The 22,795-nt window shown below is 44.5% G+C and carries 22 protein-coding genes; 8 read left to right on the top strand and 14 right to left on the bottom strand.

Going from position 1 to position 22,795, the window contains the following annotated elements:
* The first annotated feature begins 62 nt into the window (after positions 1-62).
* From H6F52_RS15275 to H6F52_RS15260, 4 genes are all read left to right on the top strand, one after another.
* Positions 63-1,016, top strand: a complete 954-nt coding sequence (locus H6F52_RS15275) for a metallophosphoesterase (protein ID WP_190535886.1) — start codon at positions 63-65, stop codon at positions 1,014-1,016.
* 295 nt (positions 1,017-1,311) lie between these two features.
* On the top strand, positions 1,312-1,839 hold the full coding sequence (locus H6F52_RS15270) for a hypothetical protein (RefSeq protein ID WP_190535884.1): 528 nt from the start codon (positions 1,312-1,314) through the stop codon (positions 1,837-1,839).
* A 163-nt stretch (positions 1,840-2,002) separates the two neighbouring features.
* On the top strand, positions 2,003-3,010 hold the full coding sequence (locus tag H6F52_RS15265) for a hypothetical protein (RefSeq protein WP_190535882.1): 1,008 nt from the start codon (positions 2,003-2,005) through the stop codon (positions 3,008-3,010).
* Positions 3,011-3,357: 347 nt separating this feature from the next.
* Positions 3,358-3,807, top strand: coding sequence for a hypothetical protein (locus H6F52_RS15260; protein WP_190415064.1), 450 nt, complete (start codon positions 3,358-3,360; stop codon positions 3,805-3,807).
* A 291-nt stretch (positions 3,808-4,098) separates the two neighbouring features.
* Here the strand turns inward: H6F52_RS15260 and H6F52_RS15255 are convergent, their stop codons facing one another.
* The 5 genes from H6F52_RS15255 to H6F52_RS15235 all read right to left on the bottom strand — a co-directional run bounded on the left by H6F52_RS15255 (position 4,099) and on the right by H6F52_RS15235 (position 8,337).
* On the bottom strand, positions 4,099-4,245 hold the full coding sequence (locus tag H6F52_RS15255) for a hypothetical protein (protein ID WP_190535880.1): 147 nt from the start codon (positions 4,243-4,245) through the stop codon (positions 4,099-4,101).
* A 70-nt stretch (positions 4,246-4,315) separates the two neighbouring features.
* Positions 4,316-5,401, bottom strand: coding sequence for an Mrp/NBP35 family ATP-binding protein (locus H6F52_RS15250; protein ID WP_190535878.1), 1,086 nt, complete (start codon positions 5,399-5,401; stop codon positions 4,316-4,318).
* Positions 5,394-6,362 carry a HEAT repeat domain-containing protein gene (locus H6F52_RS15245; RefSeq protein ID WP_190536026.1) on the bottom strand — a complete coding sequence of 323 codons (969 nt, stop codon included), beginning with the start codon at positions 6,360-6,362 and terminating at the stop codon, positions 5,394-5,396. The genes H6F52_RS15250 and H6F52_RS15245 overlap by 8 nt, the downstream gene beginning before the upstream one ends.
* Positions 6,363-6,372: 10 nt before the next feature.
* Positions 6,373-6,600, bottom strand: coding sequence for a ferredoxin family protein (locus tag H6F52_RS15240; protein WP_071958132.1), 228 nt, complete (start codon positions 6,598-6,600; stop codon positions 6,373-6,375).
* 33 nt (positions 6,601-6,633) lie between these two features.
* Positions 6,634-8,337, bottom strand: a complete 1,704-nt coding sequence (locus tag H6F52_RS15235) for a fumarate reductase/succinate dehydrogenase flavoprotein subunit (RefSeq protein ID WP_199300571.1) — start codon at positions 8,335-8,337, stop codon at positions 6,634-6,636.
* A gap of 225 nt (positions 8,338-8,562) precedes the next feature.
* Here H6F52_RS15235 and H6F52_RS26460 point away from each other — a divergent pair, with 225 nt between their 5' ends.
* Positions 8,563-10,599: a LysR substrate-binding domain-containing protein gene (locus H6F52_RS26460; protein ID WP_190535876.1), complete on the top strand. Its 2,037-nt coding sequence runs from the start codon at positions 8,563-8,565 to the stop codon at positions 10,597-10,599.
* Between the two features lie 84 nt (positions 10,600-10,683).
* Here the strand turns inward: H6F52_RS26460 and H6F52_RS15225 are convergent, their stop codons facing one another.
* The 6 genes from H6F52_RS15225 to H6F52_RS15200 form a co-directional block, all read right to left on the bottom strand.
* Positions 10,684-11,508 carry an ATP-binding cassette domain-containing protein gene (locus H6F52_RS15225; RefSeq protein WP_190535874.1) on the bottom strand — a complete coding sequence of 275 codons (825 nt, stop codon included), beginning with the start codon at positions 11,506-11,508 and terminating at the stop codon, positions 10,684-10,686.
* Positions 11,509-11,558: 50 nt separating this feature from the next.
* Positions 11,559-12,377, bottom strand: a complete 819-nt coding sequence (locus tag H6F52_RS15220) for an ABC transporter permease (protein WP_199300570.1) — start codon at positions 12,375-12,377, stop codon at positions 11,559-11,561.
* Positions 12,378-12,502: 125 nt separating this feature from the next.
* Complete coding sequence (locus H6F52_RS15215; RefSeq protein ID WP_190535870.1) at positions 12,503-14,026, bottom strand: ABC transporter substrate-binding protein; 1,524 nt, start codon at positions 14,024-14,026, stop codon at positions 12,503-12,505.
* A 528-nt stretch (positions 14,027-14,554) separates the two neighbouring features.
* The gene (locus tag H6F52_RS15210; protein WP_242033955.1) at positions 14,555-15,865 is read right to left on the bottom strand and encodes a HAMP domain-containing sensor histidine kinase; all 1,311 of its coding nucleotides are present in this window, start codon (positions 15,863-15,865) and stop codon (positions 14,555-14,557) included.
* Between the two features lie 163 nt (positions 15,866-16,028).
* Positions 16,029-16,418, bottom strand: a complete 390-nt coding sequence (locus H6F52_RS15205) for a response regulator (protein WP_190415056.1) — start codon at positions 16,416-16,418, stop codon at positions 16,029-16,031.
* Positions 16,419-16,741: 323 nt separating this feature from the next.
* Positions 16,742-16,966 (bottom strand): DUF167 domain-containing protein, encoded by a 225-nt coding sequence (locus H6F52_RS15200; RefSeq protein ID WP_190535868.1) that lies wholly within the window; start codon positions 16,964-16,966, stop codon positions 16,742-16,744.
* Positions 16,967-17,370: 404 nt separating this feature from the next.
* Here H6F52_RS15200 and H6F52_RS15195 point away from each other — a divergent pair, with 404 nt between their 5' ends.
* Complete coding sequence (locus tag H6F52_RS15195; protein ID WP_190535866.1) at positions 17,371-17,670, top strand: hypothetical protein; 300 nt, start codon at positions 17,371-17,373, stop codon at positions 17,668-17,670.
* A 556-nt stretch (positions 17,671-18,226) separates the two neighbouring features.
* Here the strand turns inward: H6F52_RS15195 and H6F52_RS15190 are convergent.
* The gene (locus H6F52_RS15190) at positions 18,227-18,652 is read right to left on the bottom strand and encodes a DUF2809 domain-containing protein (protein ID WP_190524389.1); all 426 of its coding nucleotides are present in this window, start codon (positions 18,650-18,652) and stop codon (positions 18,227-18,229) included.
* 285 nt (positions 18,653-18,937) lie between these two features.
* On the opposite strand from H6F52_RS15190, the gene H6F52_RS15185 reads away from it, so the two are divergent.
* Positions 18,938-19,339 carry a hypothetical protein gene (locus H6F52_RS15185; RefSeq protein ID WP_190415053.1) on the top strand — a complete coding sequence of 134 codons (402 nt, stop codon included), beginning with the start codon at positions 18,938-18,940 and terminating at the stop codon, positions 19,337-19,339.
* Positions 19,340-19,450: 111 nt separating this feature from the next.
* Here H6F52_RS15185 and H6F52_RS15180 read toward each other — a convergent pair whose 3' ends face one another.
* Positions 19,451-19,969, bottom strand: coding sequence for a DUF2231 domain-containing protein (locus H6F52_RS15180; RefSeq protein ID WP_190535864.1), 519 nt, complete (start codon positions 19,967-19,969; stop codon positions 19,451-19,453).
* Between the two features lie 127 nt (positions 19,970-20,096).
* Entirely contained in the window at positions 20,097-20,843 is a 747-nt protein-coding gene (locus H6F52_RS15175; RefSeq protein ID WP_347276033.1) for a DUF2993 domain-containing protein, read from the bottom strand.
* A gap of 461 nt (positions 20,844-21,304) precedes the next feature.
* Between H6F52_RS15175 and H6F52_RS15170 the strand changes: the two genes are divergently transcribed.
* Positions 21,305-22,342 (top strand): hemerythrin domain-containing protein, encoded by a 1,038-nt coding sequence (locus H6F52_RS15170; RefSeq protein ID WP_190415051.1) that lies wholly within the window; start codon positions 21,305-21,307, stop codon positions 22,340-22,342.
* Positions 22,343-22,795: the final 453 nt, after the last annotated feature.

The raw sequence follows: 22,795 nt of genomic DNA, 5'->3' as shown, positions 1-22,795 counted from the left end.
ACTTTGCTATTCTGCTTTAATCGACTTGCGCCCAACTTACGTAACTCTTAATCAAGTAATCCATGCCCCTTAAACGCCGTGACTTTCTAATTTTAAGTAGCCTCAGTGGCTTCGGCTTAGCTTTTTTGGTCAGAAAATTCCGCAGCCAAATCGCTCAGAGTCAGGATATCAACCCAGGAGAGACTTCCAAAACCTCCCCTTCCTCCAACTTAGGCTTCAAATCGACAACGGTTAGTTCATCACAATCCCCTCTCCTGCGCTTTGTCTCCGTCGCTGACACCGGCACTGGTTCGGCAAGCCAGTATGCTGTAGCAGCGTCAATGGCTCGTTACCACGCGCTAAAGCCCTTTGATTTAGCAATTCTTGCGGGTGACAATATTTACAACAACGGTGAAATTGAGAAAATTGTCGATGTCTTTGAGCGCCCCTATCAAGCTTTATTGCGGCGCGGAGTAAAATTTCAGGCGGTTCTTGGCAATCACGACATCCGCACCGATAACGGAGAACCCCAAGTTCGCTATCCAGGCTTTAATATGCAGGGACGACGCTACTACACATTCCGCCGTAACTCCGTACAATTTTTTGCTTTAGATACTAATGAGAATGCTGACTGGGAAACTCAACTAAAATGGTTAGAAAAAGAACTCAGTCGCAGCAATGCCCCTTGGAAAGTAGTTGTTGGTCATCACCAAATTTATTCATCGGGTGCATACGGGGTTAATCAACCCTTTATACAAACCTTGACGCCACTATTTAAAAAGTACGGAGTGCAACTTTACATCAACGGTCACGACCACCATTATGAGCGCACTCAGCCCATCAATGGTACTACCTACCTCATCTGTGGGGCAGGGGCAGGACTCCGCCCGGTGGAACGTTCAGAATGGACGGCGCATTCTGCCAGTCAATTAAGTTTTGCAGCATTTAATGTATATCCAGACAGAATAATCATTAGCGGTATCGGCACCGATAACCGTATTTTCGACCAAGGCATCATTCCTCTGCACTCAGCCTGATTCAAACTATGAAAGTCAAGCGCTTGAAAGTAAAATACCTGTTGTGTACTACTTTCCCAATCTTGTCATATATGAGCAGCTAGATGTCGATGGGCAACAGAGGCTTTATTGTGATGCGATCGCTTATATCTTTAAGGCGTACTATCCTTAATATTGAGCTAGATTAATGGATAGGAGGAAATACGCGATCGCATCTAGTTCATCCGCCTATTTCACTGCGAGTCACTAATTTTTTAGCCTCCGAATAAGACGAAATATTTTATTTTCTTAAAAAGGATGAGAAAAAACAACAATCATGAAATTGCAGAATCCCAAAATTAGATTATTCCTTCTCGTCTTGGCTTGTGCAGTTGTTTTCAGTATTCAATCCTTATCTTTAGCACAAAAAGACGCTCAACTAGCCACCGAACCGATTACTTCACCTGCTTCCCAATTACTCGCTCAACAAAACGGGAAGTTAATTATTACTCAAGTAAATCGTGAGTTTCAGATAAATTTAAACGAAACCGCTATTTTACCTGATGAAAATATTTGGGTGAAATTTACTGACATCACAGAAGATTCGCGCTGTCCTATTAATGTCCAGTGTTTTTGGGCGGGACGAGCAAAAATCGTGGTAAATATTTGGAAAGACAGTCAAACTACAGGAGATTTTGTTTTGACCACTGGTGGCGGAAATCCAGCATTAGCAGTTCAAAACTTTGACAGCAACTATAATATTAAGTTTGTAGACCTTCAGCCAGCTCCCATTAGTGGATCAGAAACTCAAAAATCAGCTTATACTGCTGCTCTCGTGATTTCTAAAACAACAGACAAGATTTAGTCTTGTAACTTGCGTAGGCAGGTTTCATTTGTGTAGGTGCGGTTTCAACCATCCCTGCAAGAGGTGAGGGATTCTGACCCGCTGGCATATCGCAATTCAAATACGATTGCTATAGCATTTTTTTAACTATAACCATATCAAATTAGAAGCAAATAACTAAAAGATGAAGCACATAAACATTATTATTCCTAGCATTCTTCTAACTACGAGCCTGACGGCTACAGCAGCCTACAGTCAAAGCGTTTCCCCACGCCCAACTCTACTTCCCACATCCAGCCCTATTCCAAATTCAAATCAAATTAAACCCAACAACTGGGAGATAAATGTAAAAGAAATTTTAGAAACCCCTAATTTGGCTGACTGCAAATTTTGGATGATGCTTGGGGTAATCCTCGCTGCTGGAAGCCTGGGTGGGTTAGTCTACGAACTGCTCAATCTCCAGGGAAATATTGAGTTACCTCATAAGCCGACCGATGATGATTTAGCAGTAAAGTTTGCCTATGCTCATTCTACAAATGTGATTGATTTAGGGGTAGTGGCACGGTTACTCATTGGTGCCCTTGCTGCACCTCCAGCTATCGCGATTGTCCGACCAGAAACGGCTTTTATCCTGTTAGCAACCTCCGCAGTTGCTGGTTCCGCAGGTACTTTGATCTTTCGCGCTCTACAGGATCGGTTATTAGTCGCGGTACTTCAAACTGGGATAAACGAGGTCAGTGCAAGAAGTATTAAACCGCAACAACCAATCGATGAAGCGATTAAAGATTTTGACAAGCTAGTACAAGAAGTAAGAAAGCATTCAGAAAGTCCCAGAGGATTGACTGAGCTAAAGTTTACCAGAGACGCGACTTTAGACCCCAGCGACTTCGAGGAAGTCAGCAAACATTTGAATCAAATTCAAGGAGTAAATCCTAAAGTTGACGAGGCGATTGAGATTTTCAAAGAGCTGGTGGAGGAAGTGCGAAAGCACTCCGAAAGTCCTAGCGGGACTACTAAACTAAAGATTACTAAGGGTACCGTTTTACCATTTGAGCATTTACAGAAGATAAAAACACTTTTGTGGCAAGCTAAAAAAGACACGGAAACGACTACATCCGCAAATGATAGCACTGCTGAATTAGCATCTAAGCCGATGCCACCCGCAGAAGGCAGTACTTCTTCTCACAACTGAAATAAATTCAAGCACACGGATAAGCTAATCCTGCCGGATGCAGTTGCCTTGAAAAAACAGAATTAACACCACTTGTAATAAAACTTTACAGCTAAATATTGTCGTTCGATCTCTTGAGTTTTGTCAGTTAACCAGTATGGGTATTGTAGTCTAATAAAAATAGAATTATTAGGTTGTTACTCTATTAAGTTTAAACGTATGCAGGCTGGATGTTATTTGTTCAATCTATCGGAAGAGTGAGTTTTTTGGATAATTTGTGATAAAGGAACATCTGTCTAGAGAGCGGTTTAGCTGATAAGCCAAATGAAGTAAATATAGGATTGCTAAACCTAATGAGATTGTGTTCTATGCAACCAAATTATTTTACGAAAGGGCTTTCAACTGTAGGACGTTGGCTGGCTACAACGCTGTTTTGCGTGTCAGCGATCGCGTTTGTTTGGCAGGGTGCCTTTTTCTCGACCAGCGCAGCAATGGCTGCTCCTAGTGCAAACCTAATCGCATCTGTAGATACGAGCGACCAGGTTAAAGGAAAAGCCAATGAAGATTTGAACCGAAGCAAGAATTTCATTGACGATGTCAAAGACAAGGTAAAAGCAACTGCCAATAAGAATGCCGACCGAGTCGAGGAAGGAACGGATGGGCATGGGAATCTCATTGAGCGTAAAGCCAACAGAGATGCAGCGCGAATTGAGAAAAGAGCAGATGAAGATGCGGCTCGGACTAAGGAAGCAGTAGACAACACAAAAGGTCTTGTTGAAAAGGCTGTTGATAGCATCAAGGATGCTCTTGGTAACTAGAGAATAGTTGTTAGGGAAAGGTCAATGTACATTATTCCGTTCATTTAAACCTGAAGGATGGATGTACATTGATTGGCTGTTTGCAATTCTACTTCGGCAAGAGAAATAAAAGTAAAGAAACGAAACACAAGCTTACTCGCCGCTATCCCTGTCTTGTCACTCTCTGAAAACAAAAATTTAAGACGATTTTTTAACTCTGACTGGAATTGGGTTTATCGCTTTATTTTCTAATATTCTAGATATAGTTGTTGCGTAAAACTAAAATGCTTGTGTGGGAAGGGTTACATTTTTTCATCTGAGAATAATGATGGAAGAACGATAGAGTTTTAAGCCGTGTTCTTCAACTTTTTCGGGGTAGCCAGCGTTGCGTGGAAATTTCGCAAAATCGATGATCGCAACTGCATCATCAATCGCTCTGTTTACGGTTGTGTCGTTCATTCTTGAGGGTTTGGTTTGCTTGACAATGTGGACATTGCATCGTGCTTCAATTGTGCAATGCCCAAATCAATTATCCAGTCAGAACTTCACAAGGGCGAAAAGTCGTCTCGATCGCTTCAGCCATTTGTACAAATACCTGCCCGACTGTGGAACCTGGATGCGCTAGAGTCAAGGGCGTTCCCGTATCCCCACCCATACAAATACTAGGGTCAATCGGAACCTGCCCCAGTAAAGGGGCTTGGAGTTCTGTCGATAGCTGCTGCCCTCCACCACTCCCAAAAATCGGAGTGCAATCGCCACAATGACCACAGATTAAATAGCTCATATTTTCGATAATGCCAAGCACGGGAATGCCGACACGACGAAACATATGGACGCTGCGGCGCACATCCGAAACCGCAACTTGTTGGGGAGTCGTCACCAAAATTACGCCACAAATCGGACTTTCTTGCACTATCGTAATTTGAGCATCGCCTGTACCAGGAGGCAAATCAATCAGCAGGTAATCCAATTCTCCCCATTCCACCTCCTGGATAAACTGAGTCACGATTTTGTGCAGGACGGGGCCGCGCCAAGCGAGGGGATGATCGGGTTCTGCCAGCAGTCCTACTGACATGACTTTGATACCGTGAGCTTCTAGGGGAAGAAACTTTTGACCGTCGGGTGTATCAATCACCTTTACATCGGCCTGTCCCAATCCCAACATCTGAGGGACGTTGGGACCATAGACATCCGCATCAAGTAAGCCCACCTTCGCCCCCTGCAAACTCAAAGCGGCGGCTAAATTAACCGATGTTGTGGACTTGCCTACGCCTCCCTTGCCACTGGAAATTGCCAACGTCGTTCTGACACCAGGAATGGTACACAGCTGAATATAAATTTTCTTGCACCAAGTTACGGGTGAAAGTGCCGATTGAATTTCTGCTTCCAGCTGATGTTGATGTTTCCCCACATACAGGCGTAGATAAATATAGTCATCCACAACCCGCAGATTCCGCACCATCCCTAAGCTAACGATGTCGTTTTTGAGGATGGGTTCAATCACCTGTTTGAGATACTGGATAACTTCTCGTTGCCGAGATTCCGTTACTGGATCGGGAGGAGTGGCAATTTCCTCTGTATGAGTTTGGCGGAAGGGAGATTGATGGCTAGGCATTAGATGTCTCTGGCGTGGACTCTTGGATTTTCTGAATTGCTCGTTGTGCGTAAATACACACATCTTTGTCTGGATCGTCCAGAGATTGCTGGAGTGCATTCAGGGCGGTTGGGTTTTCTAGGATACCGAGTGCGATCGCAGCATCTCGACGCACATCTGAATACTCATCTGCCAACGCTTTCACTAACGCAGGTAAGGTTTGGTCAGTGGGGATTTTTTGCAAAGCTTGAAGAGTAAACTTCCGCACCTGCCAATGCTCATCTGCCAAAGCCGTTTCTAAAGCTGGAACTGCCGTAGAATCAGCGTGGAGTGCCAACGATTTTGCCGCATTGCGTCGCACCTGCCAATCCGTATCCTCAGTGAGTGCTTGACACAGACTGGGAACTACTTCTGCATCTGCTAAATGTCCTAATGTTAGGGCAGCAGAACGCCGCACATTCTCATCGGGGTCGGACATTAAGGCGATCGCTTCTTGACAGCGTTCCACTTGATTGAGATAGCGTAGCGTTGTCACTGCCGCTTCTCGTAACTCAGCATTTTCCGACTCAAAGAACGGCAATACATAGGGCAAAGACTGAGCATCGTGAATTTTCCGCAACAGAATTAACACATTCAGTTGCATATTCACGTCATCTCGATGCAGGGCATCTAGCAGCAGCAACAGGTGATCGGGAGTAACTAATTCGCCCAAGGCAGATAGCGCTTCTTCCCGAATCTCCTCATCAGTTGAAGCCAGACATTCCACTAAAGCCGGAACCGCCTTGGGATTAGCTAACTCCCACAGCGCAGTCACTGCAAGCTTTTGCACAGCCATGCTCTCATCTTGCAATGCTGTAATTAACGGTTCCAGAGCATCCTCATCGCCCAAATGTTGCAGCATTTTGACGGCAACTAGGCGATCGCTGGCGTCGGGCGATCGCAACATTTCCAACCATTGGTTCAATTCAGAATCAGCAGACATCATCACTCCTCTATCGCAACAAAAAGGGAATTTGAACCGTAATCGCGTTGGTGGGACACTCCTTCTCACAAGGCAAGCAAAACCAGCACTCGTCGTACTTCATATAGGCTTTGCCCGTTTCTGGGTTCTTCGCTAATACATCGAGGGGACACACTTCAATGCAAGCGGTACACTTTTCTAAGCATTTCGATTCATCAACGATTACGGGTACATCAACCCGTTGCATTGCTAAAGCCATAACTCTTCCTCTGTTTGCTACAAATTGACCGACTTAGCGCACCGCCACGTCATAAACTTCTCGTTCAATATCAACGTCCACCACATAAGGCTCAACCGGACGCTTGAACAAAGCCATCTCGCCTGATTCGTCTTTCTTGAGATTGACGTGGCAGAACCATTCTTCATTGTTCTTGTCGGGATAATCTACGCGGTAATGGTAGAGTCCCCAACGGCTTTCTCGACGATATAGCGAGGCGCGGGCTGCCATCTCTGCACAATCGCGAATAAAATGAACTTCCATGCAGCGCATCAGTTCATGCGGATCGCGTGCGCCCATCATCTCTAGGCTCTCGTGGTAGCGCACAAAGTTTCTCAAGCCAATTTCCATCTTGTGGTCTACTTTGGGCGGCTGTAGATAGTCATTAACCAATCGCCGTAACTTATACTCCACCTGGGTATGCGGCACGCCATTCGGGTTGTTCAACGGGGCATAAATCCGTTGTCTTTCTGCCTCTAAAACATCAGCATCGGGTTCAAGATGCTCTAACCCTTCGATATAATCCACCGCATTTGTACCCGCCAACCGACCGAAGACAAACGCCCCAATCATGTAATTGTGGGGAACGCTTGCCATATCTCCGGCGGCATATAACCCCGGAACCGTCGTCTCCGCTTTCTCATTCACCCAGACCCCAGAAGCGCTGTGACCGCTACACAGACCGATTTCCGAGATATTCATCTCCACACCATTTGTGCGGTAATTTTCACCCCTACCTTCATGGAAGCGTCCTCGGCTGGGTCGTTCATTCGACCATAAAATCGACTCAATTTCTGAAATGGTGTCTTCATCTAAGTGGGTCATCTTCAGTTGAACTGGGCCTTTACCAGAGTTCAACTCCTTCCAAATTTCCAGCATCATCTGACCGCTCCAGTAGTCGCAACTAATAAAGCGGTGTCCTTCAGCATTGGCGGTGTAAGCTCCAAACGGACTGGCTACATAGGCACAGGCGGGGCCGTTATAGTCCTTCATCAGAGGGTTAATTTGAAAACACTCGATATTAGTGAGTTCTGCGCCTGCATGATACGCCATTGAGTAGCCGTCGCCAGCATTGGTAGGGTTTTCGTAGGTGCCGTAGAGATAGCCAGAGGCGGGTAAACCTAAGCGTCCGCAAGCTCCTGTACACAGAACGACTGCTTTTGCCTGAATCACGACAAAATCGCCGTTTCGCACGTCAAACCCTACTGCTCCAATAGCGCGTCCGTCCTTGACTAGAACACGAGTTGCCATCACCCGATTCGTGACTTTCGCTTTGTGGCGCTTTACCTGTCGGGTCAAAATTTGTTTCAGGTCTTTTCCTTCTGGCATCGGGAGTACGTATTTACCTACGCGATGCACTTGCTTCAGGTCGTAATTGCCGTGAATGTCTTTTTGGAACTTGACACCCCAGCTTTCCAATTCTTGAATGACTTCAAAGCCTAATTTCCCGGTTTGATAGACGGCTTTTTGGTTCACAATGCCATCGTTGGAAATCGTAATTTCGCGAACATATTGCTCTGGGGTAGAATTACCAGGAATGACGGCTGTATTGACCCCATCCATACCCATTGCGATCGCCCCACTGCGACGGATATTCGCTTTTTCTAAAATCAGCACTTCTCCGTCAGGATTTGCCTGTTTTGCTTTGATGGCTGCCATCGTTCCCGCAGTACCACCACCGATGACAAGAACATCGGTCTTCATCCATTGAGTATCCACTCTTGACTCCTCTTCAGTTAGCAAAAACTTTTATAACTTTGTACGAATAAATTCACTAAGTCCGCTTTTTTACCTTTTTTATATTAGAGAAGAGAATTAAAAGTCACAAGCTTTTTTGTAACTAAAAATACCATTTATTCATTCGCGTTTTTTATGATTTTATAAATTAGCTTTATTCATTCATTAAGCTGTAAAATAAAAATTTCAATTTGGGGGTTAGAGAACGTGGAGGTTTATCAAGTTAAAGTATTTCTGGAGGTAGCTAGGCATCTCAGTTTTACTGAAGCTGCTGATGCTCTAAATCTTACTCAGCCTGCGGTCAGCGCCAAAATAAAATCCCTGGAAACTGAACTAGGAACTGACCTGTTTTATCGTCTTGGTCGTAAGATTCAGCTAACCGAGGTGGGACAGTTTTTATTGGAGGAAGGGCCAAGACTGATTGATGTTGAAAATCAATTGTTTGCCAAAGTCGAAGAAATCAAAAAAGGCAAATTTGGCAATCTCAAAATCGGCTGCACAGCGGCGATCGCTAATGGATGGCTACCTGAAATCCTCTTCCAGTACCGTCAGCAGTATCCTGGGATTCAGACTCAGTGTGTCGTATTTGATTCGGCTGAATTTCTCTATCGAGCCATTACCAGCAGTCAGATTGATATAGGAATCTCAGATATTAGTTTTGCAGAATTTTCTGAAATTTCAGCAACCCCAATTGCTCCCATTCACTATTCTTTAGTGGTTGCGGCAAATCATCCTTTAGCGAATCAAAGCTGGTTGAGTTTGAAAGAACTGCAAAAAGAGCGATGGGTGATGCTAAATACTGGCTCTCCTAGTCGTTTAGTGTTTGAATCTCGGCTAACTGAATTAAGGATAAACTTTTCTGATTTCGCTCAAGTTGAAATTGTTGATACTCTCAGTTTGATGCGAACCTATATAATGCAGGGGCATTATTTAGGATTTGCTTCTAATTTTGAATTTAAATCTGAATGTCAATCGGGAATGCTCGTTGCAATTCCCCTCCAAGAATTTGCCTTGTCTGGTAATGTTTTTCTCTTGTTACCCAAACGATTAAGCCAATCTGCGATCGCCTCCGGTAGCACGCAAAGCGCGATCGCAGACTCATCCTCGCAAAATCGGCGATCGCGCAACTCAAACCCGATGCAAAAGTTCGTTGCTCTTGTTGAGAACCGTCAAGAGCAACAGCCAGCCTCTGTTCGTCCTCATGCAACCCCAGTGCGTTTGCGATCGCCTAACCTGATCATTCGTTCCAACTCTCTGCAACATCCTGAGACAATTGATTTAGCGATCGGTATTCAAAACAGCACGATTCCAACGGTGACAGCAGGCTTAGTGATTCAGCGCTTAGGCTTGCTAGAACACTTCTTACCCAAAGAAGGGCGATACAGTTCTACCCAATACCGCATTCACTGGTGCGATTTTTCTACAGGAGCACCCATCATTCAGGGGTTACACTCCGGACAACTAGATATTGGCGTTTTAGGGGATTATCCCTTGTTACTGAGTGCTATCCAGCAAAATAATTCCAGTAGTGAAACTCGACAGACGCGACTAGTGAGCTTTGTTTCGACGAATCCCGATGGTTCCTGTAATGCCGTAATTGTTCCCAATAAGTCCAAACTGCAAAGTATTGAAGATTTGCGAGGAGGTGTGATTGCGGTTCCTTTCAGTTCTTCTGCACATGGGATGGTGATGCGATCGCTCAATTCTGCGAACTTACTTAACGAGGTTAAGCTTGCTTCCTTAGAGAACTCCAACATTACTCAGCCCTTTGGTTATTCCATTCAAGCAGATGGGTATGCTCATTTTGCTCCCTTTCACGATATTGCCTATCGTCAAGGCAAGTTTCGTTATTTACCAGGTGACAATTTGAATGTGTTACCGGCTTTTCATGGTGTAGTGGTGAGTGCAGAGTTAGCAGAACAGTATCCGGAAGCTGTAATCGCTTACCTAAAAGCCTTAAGCGCTGCCCAATATTGGTATACCATTACGCCCTCAGCGCTTTCTCTGATCAGCCAGTGGACAAACCTGGATGCCGAAATCGTCTCCCAAATTCTCAGCAATGTCTATCACCAGAATCAACCTGGGCGTTTTTTCTGCGAGATGATGATTCGTCCCGACTGGATTACTCAACACATTGCCCAACTGCGTCTAGTTCCCGGAAATGAAGGACTAGAGACAATTAACCTCGATCGCTGGATTCAAACCGAATTTCTCCATCAATCTCAGAACTTAAGCAGTTGGTAAAAGGGACAACAAAGGGCACGCCAAGCCGCTATCGAAAGCAACACACTTGGGCTGTACGAGCAGTACAAATACGGTTTGCTTCAATCAACCCAACTCCATACTCTTGAGAGTTTCTTCGCGAATCAATTTAAAGACTTGCCGATTGAGATTCACAAAATCCGGTGAAAGCATCGTATCTATATGGCGGGGTCGATCGAGATTCACCACAACTGTTTCTTTGATATGCCCTGGACGAACGCCCATAACCAGAATGCGATCGCTCAAAAAGATGGCTTCTTCAATATCGTGGGTGACAAAAATAACCGTGGATTTCAAATCGCTCCAAATGTTCAGCAGCAACTCCTGCATCATGTGCCGAGTCTGAGCATCCAAGGCTGCAAATGGTTCATCCATCAACAATACTGAGGGTGAATTTACCAGTGCCCGCACAATGCTTGCACGTTGTTGCATTCCTCCTGATAGCTGATGAGGATAAGAATGACGATGCTTATACAAGCCGACTCGGTCTAAGTAATCATTTACCAATTCAGTTCGTTCTACTCTAGAAATACCCTGAATTTTTAAACCAAATTCCACGTTCTCAAAGGTGGTCTTCCAGGGTAGGAGCGAGTATTGCTGAAAAACAAATCCGCGATCTGCTCCCGGTCTTTCAACGGGTTGTTCATCCACTAATACCTGTCCCCTTGTTGGCTTCAGAAAACCAGCAATCAAGTTTAGAATCGTTGACTTGCCGCAGCCCGATGGTCCCAACAAACAGACAAATTCACCAGGATTAATTTTGAAGTTTGTTGATTCTAGAACCAGCAAAGGCCCGTACTGGTCTCGTCGCTTAAAGGCAACGGATAAATCTTTAACTTCAACTGACCCTTTCGCCAAGGCGCTAACCTGCTTTTTTGCTAGGGTTGCCACAGCCTCTAAACCTCCAAAAATAGGCAACTTGAATATTCATTTTCAGGGAACTACACACCCTGCTTTTTCATTACTCGCCAAGGCATCAGCAACTTCGTTAAGAGATCGACAATCAGCGTGCTTATCAAACCCATCAAACCAATCAGCAGCATTCCCATCACGATTGGTGGATAATTCGATGTAACATAAGACTCCCAAGTTAGATAACCCACTCCAAACCGACCCGCCAAAATTTCAGATGTTACTAAACAAAACCAGGCATTTCCCATACCAATAACCAAACCGCTGGCAATGTTGGGCATCGCTCCTGGCACCACAATATCTTTAAAAATGTGCCACTGTTTAGCTCCCAAACACTGTCCTACTCGCAGCAGCACTATATCCGTACTTTCTACTCCCCGAATTGTGCTGATCAAAATTGGGAAGAATGCGCCTAAAAATGTGATGTACACCATTCCTGACTCTGCATTGGGAAACATGAGAATTGCCAGCGGTATCCAGGCGACGGCGGGAATTGGTCTGAGCAACTCCAATGGAATAAAAACTAAATCTTCAATCTGCCGAAACCAGCCAATCAAAATGCCCAAGCTAACGCCCAGAATAGCCGCAATTCCAAATCCCAGCAAAACTCGTTGAAGACTGGCAGTAATATGCACAGCGGCATTGCCAGAAAAGAATTCAACCGTTGCATTCCAAACTTCAACTGGAGAGGGTAAAAAGGTAAAATTGATGAAGAAATTGAACTGAGTGACGCACAAAAGCTGCCAGATTCCAAAGAATAAAACAATGGAAATTGCTCGCTTTAAATTGCGACTTTTGAGCAGTGCCAGACTGATAAGCGCTAATTTTGACAAGGAGCGCTGCTTCAAAAATTTGCTCCTCAGTACACTGTACTTCTCTCCTTTTGTCTTTCGTGCTGATTTTGGAGATACAGCCATTACAAACCTCTCATTTGACTCAATATAGTTCTATCGTTGCGATCGCTCCCCTTCATTCATCGCGCAACCGCTAAATCCTTTGACTGCGTATTTTTGGCATAAAGCTGCTGCAACTCTTGAAAGCTTGCCACCTTTGCTCCAGCTTTCCCGGCAAATGCTTGTGCATCTTTTTCCAGTAGGAATGCAGATACCTGGTCGCCATTCCGAACATAGAAAGAATTTTGGGCGAATAACTTCCAACCTTTGTCGCGATCGTGTACGAAGGCTACAGCCGCTGTTTTGCCCTCAGACTTGAGCTGTTGCAGCTTTGTCAGCATATTCTTGATTGAGGTAAAACTGAGAACTTTCTCTTCTCCTTCTACCCAAATCTGAGCTGCTAGTTTTGGATCTGGAATCGATTCTTGAGTGAGTGCATCATTACCACGAATCAAATTATCCGCCGACGTAGCTACATCCTGTTCGCTAATGTTGCTCTCTTTGAGCGCTTGTTTCAGGTAACTATCGTCCGTCCAACTTGCAACATCATCTGGATTCACACTGGCATCCAATTTTCCAATCTGCTTCAACGTCGTCACGCTATTTTTGAGCGCAGTGATTTGGTAGGGCTGAATTCTCGGATCGAGCTTTTGAATACCCGATGGACCGAGGAACATATAAAAGATTTCTTTCTCAATCCCTGTCCACTTTTCTAACTTCGCACTAAGGGCTTCTGGTTGTTCCCGGAAACGCTGATTCGCCTCCAACATTGCCCTTAGATAAGCCACCACAATTTCGGGATTTTCTTTCGCAAAGTCCGATCGCACTACAACTCCATGAAAGGTAGGAGTTTCTGTTTGTGCACCATCGTAAATCTTCCGAGCAAAGCCTCTAAAGGGAAATAACTCACCATAAGGCACAAAATCCGCATGAGCATCGATCTGACGGCTTCTCAGGCTCGTGCCACCGACTTCTGGTGATTGACTCACTAACGTCACTTCTTTCTGTGCATCAATGCCCTCATTCTTCAGCGCCCGCAACAGCATCCCATGCGCCGAGGTTCCGAAGGGAACTGAAATGGTTTTCCCCTTTAAGTCTGCTAGTTTTTTATAAGGTGTGTCGGTTGGAACAACAACCGCATTTCCAGCTCCATTAGGGCTGTAGGCAAGAGATGAGATTAAAACAGTCTTAACGCCATTGCCTTTCTTCTGAAACGTCGTCAGGTTGATCGTTGCCGGAAAGTCTGCCATGCTGCCGATATCAATTTGATTCGCCAACATTTTGTTGGTAATTGGTGGAGCTGATGTGGCGCTAGACCACTCAATTTTGTACTCAACATTTTGGTATTTTCCTGTTTTTGGCAGATACTTCTCCAGTAGCTTTTCTTCTCGGATGACTGCACCACCTGTCACAGTGTTAATAGTTTGGTCTTGAGTACCAATCGCAATCCGAATCACCTTTTTGCCAGAGGAACTACCTGAAGTATTTGCTGAAGTATTTGCTGAAGTATTTGCTGAAGTGTTACTACAAGCGCTGGTAAAGGCTAAGGAAACAACTAGCAGAGAAAAAAGAACACTCTTTAAAGACAATAGTTTGATATGCATACGGCTCCATTCCCGCATTGAATCTACTGCCCCACTTGTTTCACGCAAATCATGTTGGAGCAGTAGCTAGTTTAATCTCCGGTTTATCGGTCGGAATACGACTGTTTTAACAGAATGCCATAGTCAAACACCGAAGACAAGATGTAATCCCCGGTTTATCGATAGACTTTTCGTATTTATAGATAGATTTTTTGAATTGAAGCTGCCAGATTTGGAAACTCGCGCTGGAGGGAAGCACCTTTTAAGATGCTGGCTATGGCTCGCGACGCCTATTCAACCTGCTTTTTATCAATTCCCGCGATCAGCTATAACGCTCAACGTCATTGAATCAATACTGCTGGTCAAGCAGATCGAGTTTCCGGAGGAAATCCCAGTCCAGGAGACTCCCTCGCGACGACAGTGCAATTTGTAGTGGGAGCAGAATGAGGTATCCTCCGGCATCAGGTTGCCCTTATCCAACAGAACAACGCCCCAATTTCCAAGCGACTATAAGCCGATTATAAATAAAGCGATAAGCCGGACAGGATATTAACTCTTTCGTTTCTCTGCAGCGGTGTCGAGGGGAAGACGAATACTGAAAGTTGCGCCTTGACCTGGAGTGCTAGTAGCCGTAATCGTGCCGCCGTGTGCTTCCACAATCCGTCGCGCGATCGCTAACCCCAAACCCGTTCCGCTGCCTTTGCGCGAGGGATCTGCTGTATAAAATTGTTCAAAAATGCGGGGCAAATCGCTCTCTGTGATTCCGGTTCCCCGATCGCGAATTTTTACTGAAACCTGGGCACCTTCTATATTGCTTGAGACAGAAACTTTAGACTCTGGTACAGAGAACTTAATCGCGTTGTCCAATATATTTAGAAAAGCTTGCAATAGTCGTTCTGGATCGCCTTGGATTTGAACATCCGCAACCTCCACGCTGATGCCAACTTCCTTGGCTATCATCCGAGACTCCATTGCTCGCACCGCCCGTTCGATTAAGTCTCGCAGCTTTAGCGGTTGCTGTTCTAGTGGCGTTACGCCAGCTTCGAGTCGTCCTAAATCCAGCAGATCCTTAATTAGCCTGGACAGGCGCAGGGTTTCATCCTGTGCAGTCTGGATGAAGCGATCGCGTAACTCCGGCTCCTCAGCCGCTCCATTGGCGAGTGCTTCTAGGGTGACATAGACGTTGCTAACAGGAGTCCGCAGTTCGTGGGACACATTTGCGAGGAATGCCCGCCGCTCTTTATCTAAGGAAGCCAGCCGTTCGCTCATGCGATTCAATTCACTGGCTAATTGACCCACTTCATCATCTTGATGAATGTTCAGCTTCTCACCTAAATGACCCCCACCCACCTCAATTGCAAAGTGGCACATCGCCTGAATCGGTCTGGCAATATTACGGGCAAGGCTTTCGCTAATCAGCGCACAAAGCAAGAGCGTCAAGAAGAGCGTTCCAAGAACGGTGAAAATGACGCGGCGAAACTGACGCTGAAACTGTTCTAAAGTGATCGACATCCGCAGCGCACCGAGCAGACGACCCTTCCGAAATATCGGTCGCACTGCATACACTCGGTCATCGTTGGATAGAATCCCTTTTGCTACCCCTTGCGTCGGCTGATTTTGTAGCGCTTCTCTCACGCCAACAACAGCTAACCAGTTAGGGACTTGCCGATCTAGCTGGGGGGCGGAGGTGAATAGCAGGCGACCATCAGGTGCAAAGACGCGCAGGGTGACTGCTTCCGGTGAACCGTAGCGTTGCACTAGCACTCTTACCCGCTCAAGATTATTTTCCTCTAAAGCGTCAGCGACGCTCTCGCTGAGGGCTGTTGTCCAGGAATCTAAATCAGCCTGTCTCGTCCTCATGAAATAGGCATGGAAAGAGAACAGAATATAGCTTGCCAGAATAGAAGTTCCTAATGCGGTGAGTGCTAAATAGGTAACTAACAGTTTTCGGTAAATTGAATTCCATCTGATATGAATTGCTAACCAGCTCCTTGAATTTTTCAAAGGTGCAACTTCAATTTTTTTAATCTCCCTGTAGAGACTGTTGACCCACAGCGCGACCCCGGAGAACAGCTTTTATGCGTGCGAGAAGTTCGCGAGTGTTGAAGGGTTTGGTGATATAGTCATCTGCACCCGCTTCTAATCCCCAAACTTTGTCAATATCTTGGTCTTTAGCTGTCAGCATCAAAATCGGGATATTAGAAAATGCTCGGATGCGCCAGCAGAGTTCCATCCCATCAATGCCCGGTAGCATCAAGTCCAAAATAATCACGTCCGGCACTTGCTTATGGAACAACTTGAGTGCAGTCTGTCCATCCCCTGCGGTTGTCACTTGATAGCCTTCTTTAATTAAGGCGTAGCTAAGACTGGCACGTAATGCCTCTTCATCATCGATCAGTAAGACGTGTGGCATGCTGAGTTGACCTCTTCGTTCAAGTGTACCAGGTTGAGTTATTCACTTTTGAATTTTAGATTTTGACTTTGAGCTTTTGAAATCTACCAATAGATAGTTTCTAAAATTAATCTTTTGTTAATTTAAAGCTAACGGGGATGAGTTTAAACGGAAAATGAAAATAGCGATCGCGTGCAGTCAGAACAACACCTTTACCGAGCAACTGCTATAGAATCTTACTGAATGGTTCGGGAAGGTCAGGTACCCGACTTTTTTTAGAGCAGTCAGGTATCTGAAGGGCTGGCTCACAACTTCAAGAAGATTGCTAGATTTTCTAGTTAGGTTCAACCGTCGTCTATTTCGACTAGCTTATTTCTTGACGATAAACCCGATTTGATAAAAATTCTTAATTTTGATATGTTAAATTTTTTAGAGAGTATTTGAATTAACTCTTCATTTGCCTTACCATCTACAGGTGGCGACTTCAAATGAACCGTAAGGCTACCGTCCTCAGCTTCCTCAATTCTTTGGTTTTTTGAATTGGGTTTAACCTTTACTTGCTTCTTCATCTGGCTGGGGTGATGGTAATCTGGTTGTAGCTATCATGCGGGTTAACGATAAATTTCATAACCATAGCGATCGCTCAACACAGGTTTTCGTGTAGTGTAGTATACAAATATCGTTCGTATTAACTTCTGCCTCGAGATAGAAGTTTAGTTGGATTACTCTCTAATATCTTTTATTTGAAAGGGCAAAGCTAAATCTACGAATTTAATCCATTGTCAATAAGTTTTGACGAAAAAAATTTGTCCAGAAAAATTGATCTAAAATTGCTAGATGAGTAGATAGTACGACGAGATTCTAAATTTTAAATGCTCGTGTGGCAACCGCTACGCGGTTGCCACACGAGCGCTCGATTTTTGGCATCCCCTGAACCAACTTCACTTTTTTACAACACCACACCAGCATCTTCATGAACTGGATTCCTAACATGACAAAATATAACGTTAGCAATAGGAAGTGGCAAAAACTATCTTGCTGTAAAATTCATCAAGATGATTTATCTTTAGCTGAGTCTGGACAGCAAGATTCTGAAATATATCAGCCAAATATAATAACTAAAACAGATTATCTGCTCAGCAAATCATCTAGGCTGATCGGCGAAAGTCAGGATCTAATCGCCACAAGTGAAGCGCTAATCGCTACAAGTGAAGCGCTAATCGCCACAAGGAAAAAGCTGCTCGTACAATCCAAGCAACTAATATATAGATAAGTAGATACTACAACCCGTCCAAAAATTCGAGCGATCGCGTAGCACCTGCGTAGCAGGTGCTACGCGATCGCTTTCACCTTTAAAATCTACTAGTAAGTTCAAATTTTGTCTTTTACAATACCTGCTAACATCTCCGTTAACTGGATTCAGAGCATGACAAAACACAAACTGAGCAACAGGAAGTGGCAAAAATCAACTTGTTTTGAAGTTCCCCCATATCCTTTAGATTTGGCAGAATCTAAACAGCAAGATTCTGAGATATCTCAGCAAAATATAACAACCAGAACAGACTATCTGCTCAGCAGATCGTCTGAGCTTATCTGCGAAAGTCAGGAGCTAATCGCCACGAGCCAAGAGCTGATATTACTATCCGAACAGCTAATTACCCTAAGCTTGATGCTGAAAGAAAACAGCTTGATGCTGAAAAGCTGGCGAGAAAGATCAAAAGTTAAATCAAGGTAGGGGCATCCCGTTCGGGTTAATTCAGTTACATCTGATTAGCCATCAAACACAGGCTAAAAACTACTGAAAATTCTCCCTCATCTAATCATCCTATCTATTTATCCGAGCGAATCGGGGTTTTATCTTTGTAACCTCTAACAATTTGCTGTAACCATAGCCACCCGATGATGCAACCGAGCAGATAATGGGGGAAATCCCACCAAGAAAAGGTGGTTCCAAGCAACAGTTTGCCCAGAAAAGTCGAGCGAATCGAGTCTAAAACAGGTTGGTGCCACAGTTGCAGAAATTCGATCGTACAGGTGATACCGAATACCCAAATTGGAATTTGGTTCATTGCTTTGCGACTCGGAAACAGGAAAAACCCGAACAAACACCAAAATATTTCGTATAAGATATCACCTGAGAAATCGTTGACCCAGCCGCGACCGAATCCAGTGTATCTCTTGGAGAGCAATCCCAGGGGCACAATAATCAGCAGCGAGAGGATAATCCGCTTGATATATTTGGCGTCTCGAAGCATTGGCTACACTTCCAAGCAGTTCTCAGTTCTGTATTCTATACATTTAGACTAAAGCCGTGCCAACGAGCAGGCTTCTGCATCCAACTGAGCTTGCTAGCACACAGAAGAGTTTAATATTTCCTTCTTAGGTAGGAGATTAATTTATATCCTAGTTGTTATTGATTACGCAATCTTATCTAAATTTTTTATACTTTGACGATCTAATACTCAAGGTAGAGTATAAAGGTATACCAAAAATTATATTCTTAGTTTCTAAAGCTGAATATTGTTGGGAGAATAATAGTCATGAATAATCAAACAGATAACGTAGACAGCAGTCAACGAGTTGGTGAAGATAACTACGATCGGGGGATTGTACCTGCTGAAACCGCAGCACGTAGAGAAAGAGAGGGGAATGCATTTAAAACAACTCCCGGAAAAGATGATGAGGAAAAATCCCCTACTAACGATCAAACAAATGATGGAAGTATCGATACTACAGATGGCTACACGGTAGACAAAGAGGGTCTTTTAAATAACTATGCCATCGAACCCGAAATGTATGTGAACGAACCTGGAGACTTAAAAGCCAAAGAAGAAGCCGAGGCTGCCGAACGCGCTGAAACTGTCTCAGAATTACAGGACGATGAAGAAGGGAAGCTGACGATGGAAGGTGACAAGCGTCATCAAGGGCCAGGATTGATATAACGCAGAAAAATTTAGCTTTTGCGGCTTCTACCTTTTAGCGATGCTAAACAAGTGTAGAGGAAATTTTTAAATTAATTGGCAGGCGACGTGGATGTCGCCTGCTTATTTTTTCTATCTATTTGAATCGCCGTAGCCGATCACAGCAACTTTATGCCGATAGACTAGCTCGGCTCCGTACCAACCCGACAAACCGAGAAGGGTTGCCACAATAATTGAGATTGTAAGCCCTGTAGGCAATATGGCTCCTGAGGTATTGCCCCAACGGAGTGCAAAGTTGGCAATTGTCAGCCCTAGGGCGGCGACATTCAGTACCATGTGTGCCCAGCCAGCACTGCGCTTGCGAACTCGTTCAATTCTCAGAAAGTCCATCATGCCGCTTAGGGCTGCAAGCACCCCGCTTGCCAAGCCAATGCCGATTAGCCAAAAGGAGGCTTGTGCCCAGAAGAGATCTTTTGTCCACCAGTAGGCGAGATCCGCTGCTGCTGGTGTAGTCAAAAAAGCAATGGGAAAGGTGACGATCAGTGGATGCAGGGGATGTCCTGCGATCGCGACTGTACTTGTCACCCCGCTATCTTGATAATCGCTCTCATCACTTTCAATCAGCGGCGGGATATTGGGAGTTTGTGTCATGTTCTTCTCTCTGGATTCTAGGAGTTAGACGAGTGAAAGCAAGCGATCGCTGTTGGCTATTAGCTTTGGGTTGCCGATCTTAACCCCCTCGATTAACGGCAAACAGCGAACCGCAAACAGTTCATCACTAGCCTGAAGGAATTTGCTCCACGCGCGCTTCCGCCAAAAGCGTCATTTTTCCCGATTCTAGATTTAATTGTTTGATGCGAAGCGACATTCCTTGTAGATCGAAGTTACTTAGGTTCAACAGTTCGCTCGATTTTTCTAATAGCGCCGCCGTCAGTTCTGGGGAGAGTTCCTTGCCTTCGGTATACTCAACGTCTTCCAGATTGACCTTCTGCCCATTTGCACCAACTCGGGGCACTGCTGTAAAGGCAATTTGCGTGGTTTCTCCAGATTCGCGCAGCAGCACGTCGGCACTTAATGCAATTTTGTTCTCACCGGGTAGGCGAAAATCTACCTTTTTAGTGTCAATGGTCATCGGTTGTCCATTGACTGATACCTGCATACTTTGCAGCTTACTACCGACAAATTCCGAGTTGAATGCCCGGTTGATGTCTGCTTCCGTCAAGACAACGTGGGTCGTTGCATCAGTAGGTTTGGTTAATTCAATTTTGCCAAAAGCAGCGCTGAGGGGATTGATGGAGATGCCACGCATTTCCATTTTCATTTCCTGCATCCGGAGGTCTTTGTTCATCACCAAACCTTCACCTTCAACGGTGACTGAATCCACCTGTCCCTGAACCATTTTCAGTGGATCGCTCTGGATATCTACCGCTAATTCTTCTACTTCATCGAGTTGGCTAGATAATCCTATTTCTGCTGCTTTGTTAAGTGCCTGCTGCCCCAGAGAAGCATCCTTATTCGTCGTCACGCCCTGTCTCCTGCCCTTGTCTTAATTGAGTCTGTTATTGAGTCAATCTAGCGACCCGTATTAAGAAGTGTATCTGCCTGATGGTGGAATGGTGACAAAGTGATCGGCTATACACAAATTTAAACTAAATATTTCATTCTTAAGATAGTGGCACGAAGCTGTTTTTATAATAACTAGCTTGTCAAATCTCCGTCATCAAACTTCAGGCTATTTTAACTTTTCAAATATGATTTACGATAGATGCCGAATAACCAAAACAAGAATATAGTAAGCCAACTAAAAAAGAGAAAAGTCCTAAGGTTTTGAATCTTTTCTATCTTTGGATAGAGCCAATAAAAATTGGACGTTATAAAGAGGATAAATAAGGCGGATCTCTCAAAAGAGAGATGAATCTACTCGACAGAGATGACTATCTTCGAGATAGATTCCGATCCTATGATTATTGAGTGGAGAACAAAAGAATGGTAACGACACTAGATGATACCAAGCGCATAGCGATTGGCATGAAGTTGGCAGATATGAAAGCGCTGCAAAACTTGCTAATTGCTAACGAGCAAAAGTTCATCTCTGCGCTCGCCGATGATGATCTTCGCAAGCGCATACAAGATATGCTTGATGACGATCAGAAAAACCTCGGTGTTCTCGATACTGTAATTATTCAGTACGGTGTCAAAGCCGAACCCAAGGAATCCACAACCAAGATAATTGGTGAAGCTCAGAAGCTAATGGAAAGTTCTGAACTGACTTTGTTTGAAAAAGTATCTCAGCATGAATTGCTTAAGCATAAGCAAACCATGACGGGTTTACTGATTCACAAAGCTGCTCAAGTAGTTGGTGCTGATGTTGAAGCTGCCATTACTCCCTTGAATACCGTTAACTTTGAGAACCGCGCTCACCAAGAGCAACTGAAAGGTATTCTGGAAATTCTGGGTGTTCGCGAACTAACCGGACAAGAAGCCGATCAAGGACTGTGGGGACGGGTTCAAGACGCCGTTGCCGCATTATCAGGGGTATTTGGTAGTGCTGTCACCCAAACCTCCGACCGTTCTGATATGACCATCGGTGAAATTCTTCGCATGGATCATAGCAAGGCGAAGACCTTGTTTATGGAAATTGAGAATTCTAACGATGCTCAAAAGATCCAAGAATACTTCGGTCAGCTATACAAAGACTTGATGGCTCACGCTAAAGCCGAAGAGCAAGTTGTTTATCCAGCAGTGCGCTCCTATTATCAGGACACGCAGGATCTGTATAACGAGCAAGCTGAGCAAGCTCGGATGCTGGATGAAATTAAGGCGATGAGTCCTTCTTCTTCTGAGTTCAAAGCGAAAGTTCGTCAGCTAAGCGACGCTACCAACCATCACATTAATCAAGAAGAGAACGAGATGTTCGCTAAGCTGCGCGATAATTTCAGCAGCGAGCAGCAACAACAAATGGCAACCGAGTTCAAATCTGTTAAGAGCAAGCTACAAGACCAGATGGCAGCTTCTAGCAAGTAGTAGTGCGCGCGAACAGAATTAACTCTGTAGGGAGGTTTGGAACGTAGCTTCCCTATAGTTAATAAGTGCGATCGCTAACTGCCATCGCTGGAAGAAAGCAATTAAATCTAGGAGGATCTATAAGCTATCCTCCTAGATTTATTTTATTGACAAGTTAATTTTTCTTGAGCGCGTAACTTTACGTTTTCTATTGAAGGAATAAAGTATATCTATCCTCTTTTAGGTGTGAGATACCATTGGTTCAGCTCTCCAGCTTTTTAGAGAAGCCGGAGAACTCTCGTTCACAAATCATGTACAGCGATATATTCTTGAAACTTATTTAGATGAATTATTACTATACTCAAGAACCCTAATTTTGCAAACTATCAAAAGTAGAAGTTTTAATAATTTGAATTCCAAATAAAAATCTATAAGTTAAAAGTATTTATCTCCTCTATAAACCATACTTTTGGA

The sequence above is a fragment of the Coleofasciculus sp. FACHB-542 genome, assembly GCF_014695825.1.
Lineage (GTDB): Bacteria > Cyanobacteriota > Cyanobacteriia > Cyanobacteriales > FACHB-T130 > FACHB-T130.
This window is presented reverse-complemented; position numbering and strand designations above follow the sequence as displayed.

Excerpts from the sequence above, each read along its gene's own strand:
- H6F52_RS15275 (WP_190535886.1), top strand. The coding sequence starts at position 63 with ATGCCCCTTAAACGCCGTGACTTTCTAATTTTAAGTAGCCTCAGTGGC.
- H6F52_RS15270 (WP_190535884.1), top strand. The coding sequence starts at position 1,312 with ATGAAATTGCAGAATCCCAAAATTAGATTATTCCTTCTCGTCTTGGCT.
- H6F52_RS15265 (WP_190535882.1), top strand. The coding sequence starts at position 2,003 with ATGAAGCACATAAACATTATTATTCCTAGCATTCTTCTAACTACGAGC.
- H6F52_RS15260 (WP_190415064.1), top strand. The coding sequence starts at position 3,358 with ATGCAACCAAATTATTTTACGAAAGGGCTTTCAACTGTAGGACGTTGG.
- H6F52_RS15255 (WP_190535880.1), bottom strand. The coding sequence starts at position 4,245 with ATGAACGACACAACCGTAAACAGAGCGATTGATGATGCAGTTGCGATC.
- H6F52_RS15250 (WP_190535878.1), bottom strand. The coding sequence starts at position 5,401 with ATGCCTAGCCATCAATCTCCCTTCCGCCAAACTCATACAGAGGAAATT.
- H6F52_RS15245 (WP_190536026.1), bottom strand. The coding sequence starts at position 6,362 with ATGTCTGCTGATTCTGAATTGAACCAATGGTTGGAAATGTTGCGATCG.
- H6F52_RS15240 (WP_071958132.1), bottom strand. The coding sequence starts at position 6,600 with ATGGCTTTAGCAATGCAACGGGTTGATGTACCCGTAATCGTTGATGAA.
- H6F52_RS15215 (WP_190535870.1), bottom strand. The coding sequence starts at position 14,026 with ATGCATATCAAACTATTGTCTTTAAAGAGTGTTCTTTTTTCTCTGCTA.
- H6F52_RS15210 (WP_242033955.1), bottom strand. The coding sequence starts at position 15,865 with ATGAGGACGAGACAGGCTGATTTAGATTCCTGGACAACAGCCCTCAGC.
- H6F52_RS15205 (WP_190415056.1), bottom strand. The coding sequence starts at position 16,418 with ATGCCACACGTCTTACTGATCGATGATGAAGAGGCATTACGTGCCAGT.
- H6F52_RS15200 (WP_190535868.1), bottom strand. The coding sequence starts at position 16,966 with ATGAAGAAGCAAGTAAAGGTTAAACCCAATTCAAAAAACCAAAGAATT.
- H6F52_RS15195 (WP_190535866.1), top strand. The coding sequence starts at position 17,371 with ATGAACTGGATTCCTAACATGACAAAATATAACGTTAGCAATAGGAAG.
- H6F52_RS15190 (WP_190524389.1), bottom strand. The coding sequence starts at position 18,652 with ATGCTTCGAGACGCCAAATATATCAAGCGGATTATCCTCTCGCTGCTG.
- H6F52_RS15185 (WP_190415053.1), top strand. The coding sequence starts at position 18,938 with ATGAATAATCAAACAGATAACGTAGACAGCAGTCAACGAGTTGGTGAA.
- H6F52_RS15180 (WP_190535864.1), bottom strand. The coding sequence starts at position 19,969 with ATGACACAAACTCCCAATATCCCGCCGCTGATTGAAAGTGATGAGAGC.
- H6F52_RS15170 (WP_190415051.1), top strand. The coding sequence starts at position 21,305 with ATGGTAACGACACTAGATGATACCAAGCGCATAGCGATTGGCATGAAG.